This is a genomic window from Cobetia sp. Dlab-2-AX, assembly GCF_024124625.1.
Taxonomy (GTDB): domain Bacteria; phylum Pseudomonadota; class Gammaproteobacteria; order Pseudomonadales; family Halomonadaceae; genus Cobetia.
In genome coordinates, this window is the sequence record NZ_JAMXRV010000002.1 from 159730 (window position 1) to 176691 (window position 16962).

General features: G+C 59.5%; 17 protein-coding genes and 1 riboswitch. Of the genes, 15 read left to right on the plus strand and 2 right to left on the minus strand.

The window, feature by feature from the left end; genetic code table 11:
- The first annotated feature begins 10 nt into the window (after positions 1 to 10).
- The 7 genes from NH396_RS03790 (at position 11) to NH396_RS03825 (ending at position 6190) form a co-directional block, all read left to right on the plus strand.
- Positions 11 to 904 (plus strand): histidine kinase, encoded by an 894-nt coding sequence (locus NH396_RS03790; protein WP_253061793.1) that lies wholly within the window; start codon positions 11 to 13, stop codon positions 902 to 904.
- Positions 901 to 1863 (plus strand): response regulator, encoded by a 963-nt coding sequence (locus NH396_RS17125; RefSeq protein WP_366071383.1) that lies wholly within the window; start codon positions 901 to 903, stop codon positions 1861 to 1863. The genes NH396_RS03790 and NH396_RS17125 overlap by 4 nt, the downstream gene beginning before the upstream one ends.
- Positions 1860 to 2708, plus strand: a complete 849-nt coding sequence (locus NH396_RS03805) for a PAS domain-containing protein (protein WP_253061795.1) — start codon at positions 1860 to 1862, stop codon at positions 2706 to 2708. The genes NH396_RS17125 and NH396_RS03805 overlap by 4 nt, the downstream gene beginning before the upstream one ends.
- Positions 2709 to 2879: 171 nt before the next feature.
- Positions 2880 to 4289, plus strand: coding sequence for an NAD(P)/FAD-dependent oxidoreductase (locus NH396_RS03810; RefSeq protein ID WP_253061797.1), 1410 nt, complete (start codon positions 2880 to 2882; stop codon positions 4287 to 4289).
- A 319-nt stretch (positions 4290 to 4608) separates the two neighbouring features.
- Complete coding sequence (locus tag NH396_RS03815) at positions 4609 to 4977, plus strand: SMR family transporter (protein WP_253061799.1); 369 nt, start codon at positions 4609 to 4611, stop codon at positions 4975 to 4977.
- Between the two features lie 14 nt (positions 4978 to 4991).
- On the plus strand, positions 4992 to 5312 hold the full coding sequence (locus tag NH396_RS03820) for a multidrug efflux SMR transporter (protein WP_253061801.1): 321 nt from the start codon (positions 4992 to 4994) through the stop codon (positions 5310 to 5312).
- Positions 5313 to 5440: 128 nt separating this feature from the next.
- Positions 5441 to 6190 (plus strand): oxidoreductase, encoded by a 750-nt coding sequence (locus NH396_RS03825; protein WP_253061803.1) that lies wholly within the window; start codon positions 5441 to 5443, stop codon positions 6188 to 6190.
- Between the two features lie 124 nt (positions 6191 to 6314).
- Here NH396_RS03825 and NH396_RS03830 read toward each other — a convergent pair whose 3' ends face one another.
- A complete protein-coding gene (locus NH396_RS03830; protein WP_253061805.1) occupies positions 6315 to 7229 on the minus strand; it encodes a LysR family transcriptional regulator in 915 nt (304 codons plus the stop codon).
- 110 nt (positions 7230 to 7339) lie between these two features.
- On the opposite strand from NH396_RS03830, the gene NH396_RS03835 reads away from it, so the two are divergent.
- Together NH396_RS03835 and NH396_RS03840 are read left to right on the plus strand one after the other, a co-directional pair.
- Positions 7340 to 7840, plus strand: a complete 501-nt coding sequence (locus NH396_RS03835; RefSeq protein WP_366071491.1) for a YeeE/YedE family protein — start codon at positions 7340 to 7342, stop codon at positions 7838 to 7840.
- Positions 7837 to 8250, plus strand: coding sequence for a DUF6691 family protein (locus tag NH396_RS03840; RefSeq protein WP_253061809.1), 414 nt, complete (start codon positions 7837 to 7839; stop codon positions 8248 to 8250). The genes NH396_RS03835 and NH396_RS03840 overlap by 4 nt, the downstream gene beginning before the upstream one ends.
- A 79-nt stretch (positions 8251 to 8329) precedes the next feature.
- On the opposite strand, the gene NH396_RS03845 is transcribed toward NH396_RS03840, so the two are convergent.
- The gene (locus tag NH396_RS03845) at positions 8330 to 9568 is read right to left on the minus strand and encodes a histidinol-phosphate transaminase (protein WP_253061811.1); all 1239 of its coding nucleotides are present in this window, start codon (positions 9566 to 9568) and stop codon (positions 8330 to 8332) included.
- A gap of 672 nt (positions 9569 to 10240) precedes the next feature.
- On the opposite strand from NH396_RS03845, the gene NH396_RS03850 reads away from it, so the two are divergent.
- The 6 genes from NH396_RS03850 to NH396_RS03875 all read left to right on the plus strand — a co-directional run bounded on the left by NH396_RS03850 (position 10241) and on the right by NH396_RS03875 (position 16932).
- Complete coding sequence (locus NH396_RS03850; protein ID WP_253061813.1) at positions 10241 to 11308, plus strand: hypothetical protein; 1068 nt, start codon at positions 10241 to 10243, stop codon at positions 11306 to 11308.
- A 930-nt stretch (positions 11309 to 12238) separates the two neighbouring features.
- A riboswitch (guanidine-I (ykkC/yxkD leader) is annotated at positions 12239 to 12347 on the plus strand.
- A gap of 53 nt (positions 12348 to 12400) precedes the next feature.
- Complete coding sequence (locus NH396_RS03855) at positions 12401 to 13549, plus strand: putative urea ABC transporter substrate-binding protein (protein WP_253061815.1); 1149 nt, start codon at positions 12401 to 12403, stop codon at positions 13547 to 13549.
- Positions 13550 to 13669: 120 nt separating this feature from the next.
- Positions 13670 to 14494, plus strand: a complete 825-nt coding sequence (locus tag NH396_RS03860; protein ID WP_253061817.1) for an ABC transporter permease subunit — start codon at positions 13670 to 13672, stop codon at positions 14492 to 14494.
- Positions 14491 to 15393 carry an ABC transporter ATP-binding protein gene (locus NH396_RS03865; RefSeq protein WP_253061819.1) on the plus strand — a complete coding sequence of 301 codons (903 nt, stop codon included), beginning with the start codon at positions 14491 to 14493 and terminating at the stop codon, positions 15391 to 15393. The genes NH396_RS03860 and NH396_RS03865 overlap by 4 nt, the downstream gene beginning before the upstream one ends.
- Positions 15377 to 16138 carry an urea amidolyase associated protein UAAP1 gene (locus NH396_RS03870; RefSeq protein WP_253061821.1) on the plus strand — a complete coding sequence of 254 codons (762 nt, stop codon included), beginning with the start codon at positions 15377 to 15379 and terminating at the stop codon, positions 16136 to 16138. The genes NH396_RS03865 and NH396_RS03870 overlap by 17 nt, the downstream gene beginning before the upstream one ends.
- Before the next feature lie 83 nt (positions 16139 to 16221).
- Positions 16222 to 16932 carry an urea amidolyase associated protein UAAP2 gene (locus tag NH396_RS03875; protein ID WP_253061823.1) on the plus strand — a complete coding sequence of 237 codons (711 nt, stop codon included), beginning with the start codon at positions 16222 to 16224 and terminating at the stop codon, positions 16930 to 16932.
- Positions 16933 to 16962 lie beyond the last annotated feature (30 nt).

Below are 16962 nucleotides of genomic sequence, written 5' to 3' on the forward strand. Positions count from 1 at the left end.
GGTGTCTGGCATGAGCGGCACGCCAGATGGCGTGCTGATCGCCCTCACCCCCCTCCCTGACAGAGGGATGATGGACAGAGAGGAAACGGGCAGAGCGACGACGGGCGATGACTGGTTATGGCTCGGCGAGTCGACAGCCGTCGCACTCGAATCGCGGCAGGCGAGCGCCGTCATCGACGCCCTGAGCCGTGGCCTGGCACTGCATCAGCAGCAACAGGCGCGTCACGCCGAAGACAGGAAGGCAGCGGTGGCAGAGGCGCTGAAGAACGAGCGCCGACATCTGGTAGCGGAGCTGCACGATACCCTCGCCCAGGAATTGAGTTATCTGCAGCTGCAGAGCGCACGCCTGAATCGCGCCGCCCGCCATGCGCCACAGGAGGTGCAGGCACTGGCCGAGGACGTGCATACCCAGGCCCGGCGCGCCTTGCGCCAGACCCGGGAGCTGATCAACGGCGCGCACGCCACCTGGGGTGACGCGCCGCTGGCCCGCGTGCTGGATGACTTGATCGAGGAATTCGAGACACGCTCAGGGATGGTGTTCGAGCTCGACAACCGCATCCAGTCACTGCACCTCCCCGATGCCCAGGCCCTGCAGGTAATGTTCATCGTGCGTGAAGCGATGACCAACAGCGTGCGCCATGCACGAGCCACCCACCTGCGCCTGCAATTGCTCTACCAGTCTTCAGGGCCTCATCAATCTTCAGGGCCTCAGCCGGCGGAGCGGGTGTTGCTGACCATCGAGGACAACGGCTGCGGATTTGATCTCGCCGATATTCCCCCTGCGCACTTCGGGCTGGGCATCATGCAGGATCGCGCACGCCAGCTCGAGGCCGACTTTGCCATCACCCATCCCCGTCAGGGCGGTACCCGCGTGACACTGAGCTGGGAGCGCCGCGACACATGACCGTGACTCGCCAGATGCCTGCGACAACCAAGACATCCTCGACATCCCGGACACGCCCGACCAGAGTCGTGCTCGTCGACGACCATCCGCTGTTTCGGCGCGGGCTGGCCGAACTGTTGAGTGAAAGTGGTCTGTTCGAGGTCGTGGCCGACTTCGATGAGGGCAATGACCTGCTGGAGGCCCTGCCTACCCTTGCCCCAGAGCTGGTGATCGTCGACTGGCAGATGCCACAGCTCGATGGCCTGACCCTGATGCGCCATCTCAAACAGCGTGATGCCATCCTCAAGGTAGTGCTGCTGACCGCCTCCGATGACAGCCGCCACCTGCTGGATGCCATCCAGCAAGGGGCGGATGGTTACCTGATGAAGGACACCGACCCAGAGCGCATTCTCGAGCGCCTGCAGGCCGTGGTCGACGGCAAGCTGGGGCTGGAGGAAGAGACCCTGCTGCTGCTCGCCCGGCGCCTGCAGCAGGACCACCGCCAGCGCGAACGACACTCCCACGCACCTACACATATACATCAACAGGAACAGGAGCAGGAGCGGAAGCAGGCTGAGGCGCTGCCCGCCGCGGCGAATCCCTTAGCTGACTCCACGCATGACGGGCCCCTGGCACTCGACCGGGCCACGTCTGTTGACCGGCCCAGGGCTGTTGACCGGCCCACGGCAACCGACTGGTACGAAGGCTTGACCGAGCGTGAACGCGATACCCTCAAATGGATCGGGCGCGGCCTCAGCAACAAGCTGATTGCCCGCGAGCTGGGTATCAGTGACAGCACGGTGAAGGTCTACGTCAAGAATCTGCTGCGCAAGCTGAACCTGCATTCGCGCCTGGAGCTGGCCGCCTGGGTCTACGCTCATCCGCTGACGCCAGCGAGTGATGCCAGCCGCGAGGCCGCCGAGGAAGCGACAGACCCCGCACAGGGTACGACCCGGGCCGAACAGGAGAGCCTGCGATGATGCGATTTCTCGAACAGTTCGCCGGCGACTCGACTGCCTCCCCCCTCAGCGCACAGGCGATTCTCGATGGCCTGAGTGATGCCGTGCTGGTGGTGGATGCCGACAGTACCCTGCTGTATGCCTCGCGCGGCTGGCAGGCCCTGAGCGGACACGAATCGGGCGGCCCACGCGAAGACACGCCAACCGCCACTCGGGCAGACGGACACGGCACGCAAGCGCAGCGCCTGCGCGATGCCCTGCACCCCGCGGATCAATCGCGCTGGGACATGCTCGCCCGCCACGTTTCGCGCCGCGAACGCCCTGACTGCTGGCGATTGCGCATCCTGGGGGCTGACCACCACTATCGCTGGTGTGAAGTGCGCAGTCAGTCGCTCTCGCTGGCCTCGCCCTGGCCCGCCACGCTCACCCTGCATGACATCAGCGAGCGCGTGCAGCAGGAGCAGATCGACGCCGCCAACCTGCGCAGCCTGACACGGCTGATCAAGGGGCTGCCCGCGATGGTCTATCGCGCGCGCAACAACCGCCACTGGTCGATGGAATACATCAGTGACGGTTGCCTGGCCATCACCGGCCTCAGCCCTCGGGAGCTGCTTGATCATCCCTCTCTCACCTACGGCGAGATGATCCACACCGAGGATGCCGACCGCGTGTGGGACCAGGTACAGGCAGCGCTTGACGCCCACACACCCTTCACCCTTGCCTACCGCCTTCGTCATCGCGACGGCGAGGTCATCCGGGTGCAGGAAAAGGGCCATGGCATCTACTCCCCTGACGGCACGCCCTTGGCGGTGGAAGGCATCATCTTTGCCGTCGACACCTCGGATATGGCAGAGAATTGTGCATGATCCGCCGAGCAAGGCAGCAGCGTCGCATACCCCTTTATGGCTACCCTTTCCGAGCAATGTGCAGACTGAGCACATCTCGCTAGCCTGTTTCGTTGTCAGTGTTTCACGACATCACCACGTCCTGAAGCCTCGGATAACGCATGAAGACACAACAAGAACAGGAAGGTATCCATGACCCAACGTATCGCGATCATCGGTGCAGGACCCAGTGGCCTGGCTCAGTTGCGTGCCTTTCAATCCGCCGCCGACAAGGGCATCGAGATTCCCGAGATTGTCTGTTACGAAAAGCAGGATGACTGGGGCGGTCTGTGGAATTACAGCTGGCGTACCGGATTGGATGCCCACGGCGAGCCGGTCCACGGCAGCATGTATCGCTACCTGTGGTCGAATGGCCCCAAGGAATGTCTCGAATTCGCCGACTACTCCTTTGAAGAACATTTCGGGCGCCCCATCGCCTCCTATCCGCCGCGTGCGGTGCTGTTCGACTACATCAAGGGACGTGTCGAGAAGGCCGGCGTGCGCAAGTACATCCGCTTCGGCTGCCCGGTGCGCCAGGTCACCTTCGATGATGCCAGCCAGCAATTCACGGTCAGTGTGCATGACCAGGCACTCGATCAAGTGACCAGCGAAGAGTTCGACCATGTCATCGTGGCCTCCGGACATTTCTCGACACCCAATGTGCCGGAATTTCCCGGTTTCTCGGGCTTCAATGGCCGTATCCTGCATGCGCATGATTTCCGCGATGCACTGGAATTCAAGGGCAAGGACCTGCTGTTGCTCGGCAGCAGCTATTCCGCCGAGGACATCGGCTCACAGTGCTACAAGTATGGTGCGCGCAGCATCACCACCAGCTATCGCACCGCCCCGATGGGCTTCAAGTGGCCGGACAACTGGGAAGAGAAGCCGCTGCTGGTGAAGGTCGATCGTGATACCGCCTATTTCAGTGACGGCAGCCACAAGCGTGTCGATGCCATCATCCTGTGTACCGGCTATCTGCACCACTTCCCGTTCCTCGAGGAGTCGCTGCGCCTCAAGACTGCCAACCGCATGTGGCCGCTGGGGCTCTACAAGGGCGTCGTGTGGGAAGAGAACCCGCGCCTGTTCTATCTGGGCATGCAGGACCAGTGGTACACCTTCAACATGTTCGATGCCCAGGCCTGGTGGGTGCGTGACGCGATTCTCGGTACTCAGACACCGCCTACGAAAGAAGCGATGCAAGCCGATAGCCAGGCGTGGCGCGCGCGTGAGGAAACGCTGGACAGTGACGAGGCGATGATCGTCTTCCAGGGTGACTATGTGAAGTCGCTGATCGAAGAGACCGACTACCCGAGCTTCGATATCGATGGCGTGAATCGCACCTTCCTCGAGTGGGAGCACCACAAGCACGAGAACATCATGACCTTCCGCGATCACGGTTATCGCTCCTTGATGACCGGCACCATGGCGCCCAGGCACCACACTCCGTGGCTTGAGGCGATGGATGACTCGCTGGAAGCCTATCTGGCCCAGCCGACCGAGACCGCGACGTCATCCGATGCGGAATCGGACATCCAGGCGACGACCACGCCGCTGGCCTCATGAGGCCAGGCCAGATCATGACGCCAAGTCAGGCCACGAGGCCAGGCCAGATCACTAAGCCAGGTCAGACGAGGCTGCACGGACGCCCTGCCTGATACCAGCCGCGGTGGAATCACAGACAGAGGAATCACAGACAGAGGAATACAAGGCGAGGAATACAAGGCGAGGAATACAAGGCGGAGGGGCTCCCTTCACCTTTTCCTGCCTCAAAACATCAACAAAGACTTATATAGGCTCGCGATGGCGCCTCACCGCTTCCCAGCAGCCGACAACTCACGACCCACGATTTACGATCCACGACCCACAAGGACATCCGATCATCATGCGTATCACGCTCTACTTCCTGATCTCGACCCTGTGCGAAATCGGCTGGGCCACCGGCCTCAAGGTCGCCGACCGCCCACAGGAATGGGCGCTGACGGTGCTGCTGGTGATCATCAGCCTGAGTCTGGTCACCCAGATCGCCAAGACACTGCCCGCCAGCACCACCTACGCCATCTTCGTCGGTCTGGGCACGGTCGGCACCGTCGTCGCTGACCTGCTGTTCTTCGATCTCGAATTCCAGTGGTCCACGCTGGGCTTCGTGGTGCTGATGCTGATCGGCATCATCGTGCTCAAGACGGCCCCCAGCGCGCCTGCCGACAAGCGGGCTCAGATGAATGCCACACCACAGCCCACCCTCAGTGAATGACCAGGAGTGACAGCATGGATTGGGTCTATCTGATCGCCGCCGGCTGCTGCGAGGTCGTCGGCGTGACCGGTTTCAACCAGTACGCCAATCAGCATCGCCGCATGGGCGTGTTGCTGGTCGCGCTGGGCTTCAGCTCCTCCTTGAGCCTGCTGTACCTGGCCATGGACACCATCAGTCTGGGCATTGCCTACGCCGTGTTCTCCGGCATCGGCACCGTGGTCAGCGCCATCATCGGGGTGCTGTTCTGGCGCGAGCACTTCTCGTTTCGCCGCATGGCCTGCATCGGCGTCATCGTGCTGTCCATCGCCGGCCTGCATCTGTCCGGCGAGCACTGAGCGTCTGTCGGCGCTGGATTATTGCCATTCGTGCAATGACCAATTGCCGACAGGCGTCTTTTTCCGTGAGCACCAGTGCACTAGCCTCTCGGGCACTCTTCCGAAACCTGCCCGTCAGGAGCCTTGCCATGAGCCTGTCTTTCCATGTCGTCCGCCACGAACGCGGCTTCTCTCCCACGCCCCTGCCCATCTGGACCGACAACGGCGACGTGTCTGATCTCTTCGAGGCCGACGCGATACCAGAGGTGGTCCGTCAGGAAGTCGAGGGTGTCCCGGGTGCCTTCCAGCTGCTCAATGTGCTGACACCCGCAGAGGCCGACCACTTCGTCGCCGCGCTTGAGGAAATGGGCTTCGAGGAAGATGCGCCGGTTTCCCTGCCGCGTTCGGTACGCCACAACCACAACGTCAACTGGGTCGTCAGTGAAGCGGTTGATCAGGTCATCTGGCAGCGCTCGGCGCCGCTGGTGACCGAGCAGATCCAGGGCGAAGGCGCCAAGGGCATCAATGCGCGCTTTCGTACCTATCGCTACGAGGCCGGCGACTTCTTCAAGCCGCACACCGATGGTGCCTGGCCAGGCAGTCGCGTCATCAATGGCGAGATCGTCCAGGACGCCTATCCGGGCCTGATGAGCCAGTACACCTTCCTCATCTTCCTCAGCGATGGCTATAGCGGCGGGCGCACCGAGTTTCTGGTCAGCCGTCGCGACCCCACCCAGCCGGCCCGCTCGCAGGATGATATCCAGAAGGTCTCGGTCTCAACGCCCAAGGGAGGCGTACTGTGCTTCCCGCATGGCTCGCACCCGCAGCATTGCGTGCATGCCGGCGAGCCGATTCGCGACGGTGCCAAGTACATCATCCGCAGCGACATTCTGTTCTGACAGAGCAGGACTGACTGGCCGAGATGATGCCCCTGCAGAGGGTATCAGGGCCCGACCTCTCTCGAGATCGGGCCCTTCGTGTTGCTGACATTTCTGACATTGCTGTCATTGCAGGCCTGCGGGCTCAACGGCAGGATAGCCGCTCGCGACGGGCAAGCAGGAAGTCGACCCAGGCACGTACGCGCGGGTTGTGCTGTTTCTCGCGCGCGAAGACGACGTGGATACCGGTGTCGAAATCTGATGAGGTGACCTGAAAGTCCTCCAGCACCGCCAGCAGGCGGCCGCTTGAAAGCTCTTCCCGAATCGCCCACAGCGGCTGCACCACCACGCCGGCGCCCCCAAGCGCCGCCTGGGTGAGAATGTCGGCGTTATTGGTACGCAGCGCGCGAGCGCGCACCGAGATGCGATGCTCCCGCTCGCCTTGTACCAGCCGCCAGTGATGATTGGCGGTGGTATAGCTGAAGGTCAGCAGACGGTGCTGTTCCAGATCCTCAGGCTGCTGGATAGGGGGCTGGGCGGCGAGGTAGGACGGCGCGGCCGCCAGCACGAAGCGCTGGTCACTGATATGGCGCGCGATCAGGCTGGAGTCTTCCAGATGGCCGATGCGCAGGGCCACGTCGAAGTGGTCCTCGACCAGGTCCACCCGCTGGTCGCTGCTGACGATATCCAGCGCCACCTCGGGATAGCACTGCATGAACTCGCTCACCAGCGGTGCCAGATAGAGACGCGAATAGCGCCACGGCACCGAAATGCGCAGCGGCCCCGCGACCCGCTCACTCAGCGTTTCCAGCTCATCCTCCAGTTGGTCCACCTCGGCCAGAATGGCGCGAAAGCGAATCAAGGCGCGCTCGCCGGCCGGCGACAGCCGGACATGGCGCGTGGTGCGCACCAGCAGCGGCTCGCCCAGTTGGCGCTCCAGATGATTGACGTGACGCGTCGCCGTGGAACTGGCGATATCCAGCTCACGCGCCGCCACATTGAAGCTCTGATGCTCCGCCACCTTGAGAAAGGTGCGCAGCCGTTGGGTCAGTTCGTTCATGGTGCTCCTGCGGTGCTCTTCTGCAGTACTCCCCATCGAGAGGACGGCGTCCTTGTCCTACAGCCGATCGGCCATACAGCCGGTTGGCGCTCACCAGCCGCGAGCATATCATCGACGCACCGCAGGATGACCGCGACACGAGGACGAACGACATGGACATGATAAGCAGCATGAAAGGACTCGCCGGCGGCGTCCTGATCGGACTCTCGGCAGTGATGCTGATGGCCTTGCTGGGACGTATCGCCGGTATCAGTGGCATCACGCGGGGCGCGCTGCTGGAATCCGGCCCGGACCGCAGTTGGCGTGTCGCCTTTGTGCTCGGATTGATCAGCGGCCCACTGCTGCTTTTGCTGCTCAACCTTGACTGGGGCAACGTGGCCGCAAGCACGGATGCGCTGATCGGCAATCCCGCCAGCGGGGTGCTGAGCATGATGTTCGCCGGTCTGCTGGTGGGTATCGGAACAGGCATCGGCGGCGGCTGTACCAGTGGTCATGGTGTCTGCGGTATCGCGCGCCTCTCCCCTCGCTCGCTGGTGGCCACGGTGGTGTTCGTGGCTGTGGCCATGCTGACGGTGTTCGTGAACCAACATCTGCTGGGGGAGTCACCATGAAAACGGTCATCGGCTTTCTCACCGGGCTGGTCTTCAGCCTCGGACTGACACTCAGCGGCATGACCGACCCCGCGCGCGTGGTCGGCTTTCTCGACGTGACCGGAGACTGGGACCCCACGCTGATCTTCGTGCTGGGCGGTGCCGTCATCACCACCTTCCTCGGCTATCGACTCGTCTGGCGGCGTGGCACTCCCCTGCTGGGCGAGCGCTTCCAACTACCCAAGCGTCGCGATATCGATGGCCGCCTGCTGCTCGGCGCGACGCTGTTCGGTGTCGGCTGGGGGCTGAGCGGTTACTGCCCCGGGCCTGCCATCGTCTCGAGCAGCGCCATGAGTCTGCCATTGGCGGGCTTTCTGGTGACGATGCTGCTGGGCTGGTGGCTGGCCACTCGCCTGACGCGCAATAGCTGATCTGACAGTCCCGACTTGAAACGCAAACGCCCGCCAAATGGCGGGCGTTTGCGTCTTCCTGCAAGGGAAATCGTCACGACTAGACGACGCCCTTGGCCTTCATTTCGCGCAGCACGGCGGCGACATAGTGCATCTCCTCGGGCGTACCGAGTGACATGCGGCACCAACCATCTGCCGGCGGGAAGGCGCGCCCGATCAGCACATGGCGTTCCTTCATCGCGGTCTGGAATTCCTTCAGCGGCCTGGAGATACGATGGAAGACGAAGTTGGTCTGACTCGGCAGATACTCCCAACCCAGCTCGTCGAGCGTCGCTGTGAAGATGGCGCGTGCTTCATCGTTGCTCTGCTTGCTGTGGACCAGAAACTCCGGTGACTGCATGGAGGCCGTCGCCGCCATCACGCCGGGGTATGACAGCGTCATGGCATCGTCTTCGACATAGTGGGAAACGTGCTCGAGACGATCGACATCGCCGACGGCGTAGCCGACACGCAGGCCTGCCATGGCGTGAATCTTGGAGAAGGTCTTCAGCAGCAGGACGTTCTTCGCGCCACCGGCAATCAGATGATCGGCGGAGCGGAAGGCCGGGTCATTGACGAATTCGGCGTAGGCTTCATCGATGATGAACAGCGTATCGTCGCGGCTGTCGTTGACCCAGGCCTCCAGTTCATCACTGGAAATGATGGTCGAGGTCGGATTGTTGGGGTTCACCAGATAGACGATGGAGGGGCCAGAGTGGTCGGCCACGGCCTGCTGCATGTCGGAAATCTTGAATGACCAGTCCTCGCGCGAGGACGGCACCTTGCGAATGGCGAGGTCATAGAAGCCGGCATACAGGGCGCCATCGCCATAAGTCAGCTCGGGAATCACCAGCTGGGTATCGGGAGTCGCATGGGCCAGCACACTGGCACGGATCGCATCCGAGGAACCCGGCGTGAACAAAATGCTCTCGCTCGGCACCTTGTGGTGAGTCGCCACCAATGACTGCAATTTTCCCAGATGGGCGAAGGGGTACCGATTGGAATGCGGGATGGATGCCGCTGCGGCGCGCTGTGCAGACGGTGCCATGCCAAGCGCATTCTCGTTGTAGTTGAGTCGCACCGGTGACTTGGCGGAAGGCTTGAGCACCGCCGCCGCTGGTGCTGTCTCCTTGGCCAGGGCACTGGGGATACCCGGCAGGAACTGACCCAATGCCGCCCCGGCGATTGCCGCCCCACTCATGCCCAGGAAACCACGACGCGAACGCGATGATGGAGAGCCCTTCTCAACCGCCTGAACCTCAGAAGACTCCTGCAGATCCTTCTCGACTACGTCTGTCATCGTGTGTCCTTTGTCTGTCGCTGCTGCCCTTCCCCCTCGTGTGAAACCACACGGGCCATCGGGAGCAAGCCGTTGTTTTTGTATGTGCTAATAAAGCACCACCAACGTATAAGACTTTGGTGAGAGGCACAACGAAACGACGAGCCGGATCTCGCAACCATGCGCCGCGGCAAGGGCAACCCCGTGGAAGGCCATACGACGTATCGAGGGAGGCCAATTGGCAAAGGAACACTTGCCAGTGATTCGTGAAGACACCGGCCATTGGGCCGGTATAATAAGAACGAAAATGCGGTATCAGCGAGAGGATTCCTGAGCAATCTCTCTGATGACGATGCTACCCAACTGGCGGGTGTTATGCAGATTACCGTTGCTACCTAATAGGGCTAGGCCAATCCTAACGATCTGGCTAAGTTACCCACAAAAATTCTACACTGCTGAATATATCAAACTTAGCATTAGCCCCCAAAATATCTCCAATTAAAAAACTAGTCTTTTAGTCATATCCACACTGTTAAAAATTTAGTGAAAGTGCAAAAATAGGTCAGCACTAAAGGTAAAATTCATCCCCTTACACACCAAACAGGCATATTAATGACAGTTACACCATCCAGTCCTACATTTTATAGAGAATCAATAATGGCAGCTGTGCATCACATGCATCGAGGAGATGTGATGGAAGTAGGCAACTCCGTATTTAGTTTATTTTCAGGGAAGGAATATGTACCTGGAGAAAAAGCAGAATTAAATACGGTTCATTTAGAGTGGTCGATATCCTCTCATGAAAACAAGAGCTGGGCGAGAGAAAATCCAGAAATAATTCTAGACTGGATAACCGCTAGCTTTTGGTATTTCAGAAGCATGAGCGCTATACCCTCTATTGCAGACGCCATTTGGGGTTTATGCGAAATTTTCGTCGATTACTTTAAAGAAATACAGCCTAACGCTCTATCTGCAGCTATCCAACTTGCACTTTGGGATTACCAATACAATCGAAAAAGACACCCAAGGTACCTTGAATACATCAAAGGACTAAACATTGAAGATCGTAGATTAAAAGCATACAGGAGTCTTTTCAAAACCACTTCCATTAACAAAGAACAATCTGACTATCAAGCCAGCATATCGGAAGCTTATCGTGAAAGAGAACATCACAACAAGATCAACAAAGCGTCAGCAATCATTAGCTATTACTGTAATATAGATAGCAATGAAGAAATTTTTCACGAGCTATTAGATGTGCTCGGCGATTCTGATTTAATCGATACAATTAGCACTGGACAGTGTGATTTTTTAAACCCTATGATTGTCCATCTTTATGATACTAACAACTATAGTTATCTTCTCAAGTTAATAAAAAACCTAAAAGGCATTCGCCCTATCGCTGAAGACATTCAACCTCATGCATTTCTACTAACAAATGGGGTTAATTTAACACTACTAAAAAACTTTGAAAAAATCACTATAACGGAAGACGATAACCAAGCCAACTACAGCGCATTAATACACAGCTTAAATATTTCCAATTCAGTTGCTATAAGCCTATTAGGGGAAAAAGATCCTGACGTTAGCTATTATGAAGAATCTAGAAAAGGCACCCCACCTATACAAGATAACTTAGATGGCTTAGCTGAGGCAGTGACAAACCACTTCAAGCTTGATGATGGCCTCTACGACGAACTGAGCGCACTCACATTATGTCCATCACATAGCTTCCCAATACAGCGTGCTTATTCAGATTAAAAAAATCGGCTCCAATTATTTCCGTAAGTCTAGAAAAAGTGATAGACGACCCCGAAGAAAAAAGATTTTTATTCTTGCTATCTAGCTGCACTCATTCTTACAACTCAGAGAGAAATTTCATAATTAAAGAATTTGGGGAAGGCAGCACTATAATAACAGACCCTAATGCAACTGAGTTCGCCCATTACTTATCCAACGATTTATATAACACCATATACATATCGGCTCACGGCGAATATGACCACTGGGGGAGAAGTCGATATGATGAAATATATTTTTCCGAAACATCAAAAATACCCATGGAAACTATAGAAGCCTGCACATCACACCTTTCTAACAAAAAGAATATTATTCTAAATATATGTGATGGTGCTACCTCAGAGATAAGCAGCAATCCATATAGTAGAGGATTCGCCAGTGCTATGGCCAGAGGTAATCAAACTATTATTTCTCATCTATGGCCGGTGAACCCAATCTATGCTTGTAGTTTCGGGATGCTAGCTCTTTATTTCATAAAAACCAATGATGCTATTAATACAGCCAAACTTACTTATGATTTTCTTAACAAAGAAAATCATGAAATAATAAACGATTCCAATCGACTATCTCCTGCATTCGATGAGCTAAGGAACCACCTTAAAAGCACTACTTTCAGAGTTTGTGAATTTAAAAACATAGGAAGCATAGCAGTCTACTCATAGACCAAAAATTCATACAATTAATTAAAAATCAACTTTTTACTCCCCACTTTGCATCAATTTAGCGCTTACGTTGCACTAAGTTGGTGCTTTTGGTGACTTATCCAATTCCAAAGCTCATCTTAAAATTAATTTAAAATACTATTTTTGAATGATATTTATATCATGTGGCACACTTCCTGCTAGACATTCACCGAGGCACCGATAGGCATACAACAATCGAAAATCTACACCAATGGAGCGCTAGGGTTCCGGTGACTGGCTGATGGCCGTCATGACTGGTCCGAGAGCACTCGACCTCCAAGCTGGGGGTTACACGGCGGGACAAAAGCCCGGGAGACGCAAAGCCTGTAAAGGTCGGCGCCTCTCACTTTTTCCGCCGGAGATAACGACAATGACCCAGCTCACTCGCCTTTCCCAGTCCGCGACTTCCCCCTCGGATGCCAGCGCCCAGGTGTCATCCGCTGCTGTCTCATCTGCTTCAGCTACCGTTTCCAGAAACGCTTCCAGACGTGCTGCGCTGGCCGGCGCCCTGCTGCTTGGCGCATCGCTGAGCCCGCAGGCCATGGCGCAGGATTCCTTCAGCGTGTGCTGGTCGGTCTATGCCGGCTGGATGCCGTGGGAATACGCGGACACCCAGGGCATCGTCGACAAGTGGGCCAGGAAGTACGACATCAACATCGATGTGGTGCAGGTCAACGATTACGTCGAGTCCATCAATCAGTACACCTCCGGCAATGTCGATGGCTGCGCCATGACCAACATGGACGCCCTCACCCTGCCCGCCGCCAGCGGCGTGGATTCCACCGCGCTGATTCTGGGCGACTACTCCGATGGCAATGACGGCGTGATGGTCCGCGACGGCGATTCCATCGAGTCCCTGAAGGGTCGTGAGGTCAATCTGGTGCAGTTCAGTGTCTCCCACTACCTGCTGGCACGTGCGCTGGACAGCATCGGCATGAGCGAGCGCGACCTGACCACCACCAATACCGGCGATGCCGACATCGTGGCGCTGGCCAGCAACCCCGACACCCAGGCGGTGGTGACCTGGAACCCGCAGCTGGCCACCCTCAAGGACATGCCCGGCTACACCGAAGTCTTCAATTCCAGCGACATTCCCGGCGAGATTCTCGACCTGTTGGTCGTCAATACCCAGACCCTGAAGGACAACCCGGACTTCGGCCATGCGCTGGTCGGCGCCTGGTATGAGGTGATGGAGAAGATGAAGGCCGGTGACGAGGCTGCGCTGACCCAGATGGCAGATGCCGCCGGCACCGATCTCGCCGGCTATCAGTCCCAGCTGGCCGCGACCCACATGTACTACACCCCCGCCGAGTCGGTGGCCGCCTTCAATGCGCCGGGCCTCAAGGACACCATGCAGCACATCGCCGACTTCAGCTTCGCGCAGGGGCTGCTGGGCGAAGGTGCGCCGGATTCCGGCTTCATCGGTATCGAGACCCCCGCCGGGGTCATCGGCGATGAGGGCAACGTGATGCTGCGCTTCGACCCGAGCTACACCGCCGCACTGGCCGACAGCCAGTAACGCCACGCGGTGGATGTCGCAAACGCTCCGCGGGACAGTCTGCCCCGCGGAACGTGAACCAAGCGCCTCCCTCGACCGCATCTTTGTTCGCACCTTCGTACGCACCCGTGGAGCCCGCGCATGAAACGTCTGATCAACCTGACACCCTCCCGTGGTGGCCGCTGGCTGCTCGGTGGCCTGCCCTTCGCGCTGCTGGCCATCCTTTACATCGTGCAGTCCAACCAGCGACTGCTCGACAACCCGAATGACCGCCTGCTGCCGTCCTTCGCCGCCATGGGCGAGTCGTTCTCGCGTCTGGCCACCGAGGTCAACGTACGCACCGGCGACCTGCCGCTGTGGACCGACACCTTCGCCAGTCTCGAACGCCTGCTGGCCGGCGTGCTGATCAGTGCGCTGATCGGCCTGAGCGTCGGCCTGCTCACCGGCGGCCTGCCGCTGCTGCGCGCCAAGCTGTCACCGCTGATCACCGTGCTGTCCCTGATTCCGCCGATGGCGATTCTGCCGATCCTGTTCATCGCCTTCGGTACCGGCGAGCTGGCCAAGATCGCGCTGATCGTCATCGGCATCACGCCCTTCCTGATTCGCGACCTGCAGAATCAGGCCCTGCGCCTGCCCGATGAGCAGCTTATCAAGGCCCAGACGCTGGGCGCCAGCTCCTGGCAGGTGCTGACCCGCGTACTGCTGCCTCAGCTGACCCCGCGCCTTCTGAGCGCCACGCGCCTGGCACTCGGCAGCGCCTGGCTGTTCCTGATCGCCGCGGAAGCCATCGCCGCCCAGGACGGCCTCGGCTACCGCATCTTCCTGGTGCGTCGCTATCTGGCGATGGACGTCATCCTGCCCTACGTGGCCTGGATCACGCTGCTGGCCTTCCTGCTCGACCGTCTGCTGGTGCTCGTCTCGACTCGCGCCTTCCCCTGGTACCACGCTGAGGAGAGCCAATCATGAGCCTGATCCACGCCAAGGGCCTCGAGAAGCACTACGGTGAGCAGGTCGTGCTGGAACGCATGAACCTGACCGTCGAGGCCGGAGAATTCATCACCCTGGTCGGCGCCTCCGGTTGCGGCAAGACCACCTTCCTCAAGCTGCTGCTGGGCACCGAGGGCGTCTCGCGCGGTGAGTTGCTGCTCGACGGCAAGCCCATTCCCGGCGAGCCGGGCCCGGACCGCGGCATCGTCTTCCAGAAGTATTCCGTCTTCCCGCACCTCACGGTGCTGGGCAACGTGATCATGGCCGAGGAGCTGGCACGCGCCCCGCTGACCGGCAAGCTGTTCGGTGCCAAGCGTCGCGAGGCACGGGTCGCCGCCGAGAAACGTCTGGCAGAAGTCGGCCTGTCCCACGCACTGGACAAGTACCCGCATGAGCTGTCCGGTGGCATGCAGCAGCGTCTCGCCATCGCCCAGGCGCTGATGATGAAGCCGCGCATCCTCCTGCTGGATGAGCCCTTCGGCGCGCTGGACCCGGGCATCCGCAAGGACATGCATCAGCTGATCCTGCGCCTGTGGGAAGAACAGCAACTGACCATTTTCATGATCACCCATGACCTCAAGGAAGCCTTCGAGCTGGGCTCACGCGTCTGGGTGTTCGACAAGGTGCGTGTCGACCCGCAGGCCCCGCAGGCCTATGGCTCGACCATCACCTATGACCTGCCCACCGAGCGCAGCAAGCGATCCGCCAGTGCACCAGGCGATGACTCGGCCATCAGCTCCGGCTCCGCCGCCACGCCGGCCGCCGAGGCACCGGCCACGGACGCCGCGACTTGCTCCCGAACGAACGCCCCTTCCAGCGCTCATGCCAGCGCACACGCCAACACCACTGGAGGCCACCTCAATGAACGCACCGCTTGAAACCGCCAATAGCGTCACACCTGCCAGCTTTACTGCAAAGTACAAGACGCACCTGCCCGGCGGCCATCACTGGTCGATGCGCATGCCGCGTGGCAGCGCGCTCAAGCTGACCGCCAGCCAGGCCAACGCCAATGTCGGCCTGGTGATGTACAACCCGCTGGATCTGCTTGAGCGCCTCAACCTGCCGGATACCCTCAAGGGTCAGCACACCTTCCGCCTCACCGAGGGGCACTGCCTGTATTCCGACATGGGCCGTATCTTCGCCTCCATCATCCAGGACGACCTCGGCTGGCATGACAGCGCCAGCGGCAACCTGATGGAGCATCATTTCGCCGCCAAGGGCTGGCACAAGAAGGCCTATCAGCAAGCCTTCAATGACTTCACGCCCAGCGGCCACGACAGCCTGTTGATCGAGATGGCCAAGTACGGCCTGGGCGAGCGCGACCTGTGCGCCAACCTCAACCTGTTCTCCCGCGTGCGCGCCGATGAAGACGCCAACCTGCACTACGTCGCGGACCACTGCGCCGCCGGCGACAGCGTCACCCTGCGCTTCGAGATGGACACCCTCGTCATGCTGCACACCTGCCCGCATCCGCTGGACCCCGCGGAGGAATATCCGCTGCGCGGCGTGGACATGACCTTCGGCACCGCGACAGCGATGGATGAGCACGACGCCTGCTATCTGTCACGCCCCGAGAATGCCCGCGCCTACGCCAACAACCAGCTCTATCACCTGGCAGGTTGAGACGTTTCCCGAACAGAGACCGACGCCACGCCGACTGGCAAATGGCGACGACGCCTTAGATGACAAGGACAAAGGACAACCCCATGTGCACCTCGACGCTTGAACACCCCCAGGCCCACACCTCGACCACCACCGATGGCGCACCGCTGAGCTACGCCGACCCCGCCGAGCAGCCGCGCGAGCTTGAGCGCACCATCGAGGCCGGCGATCACTTCATCGGCCTGGTGCGTGCCGGTCAGCACCTGCGCATCACTGACCTCTACGGCAATCAGGCCGCCGATACTCTCTTCTACGCTGCCGATGACACGGCCGAGCGTTACAGCGCGATGGATACCGTGCGCGAGCAGGGCAAGGTCTACCTGACCACCGGCAGCGTGCTCTATTCCACCCGTGGCCGTCCGCTGCTGACCATCACCGGCGATACCTGTGGCCGCCACGACACCCTGGGCGGCGCCTGCTCCAGCGAGTCCAACACCGTGCGTTACGACCTGGAGAAGCGCCACATGCACTCCTGCCGTGACAACTGGATGCTGGCCATCGCCCGCTACCCGAAATACGACCTGACCAAGCGCGACATCGGCCACAACATCAACTTCTTCATGAACGTGCCGGTCACCGCCGATGGCGGCCTGAGCTTCGAGGATGGCCTGTCCGCCCCGGGCAAGTACGTCGAGATGGTCGCCGAGCGTGACGCCTACGTGCTGCTCTCCAACTGCCCGCAGCTCAACAACCCCTGCAATGGCTACGACCCGACACCGGTTGCCATCTGCATCAGCGACTCGCCGCTGGGCTGATCCACTGAGCTGAGCCGCCGAGCTGAGCCG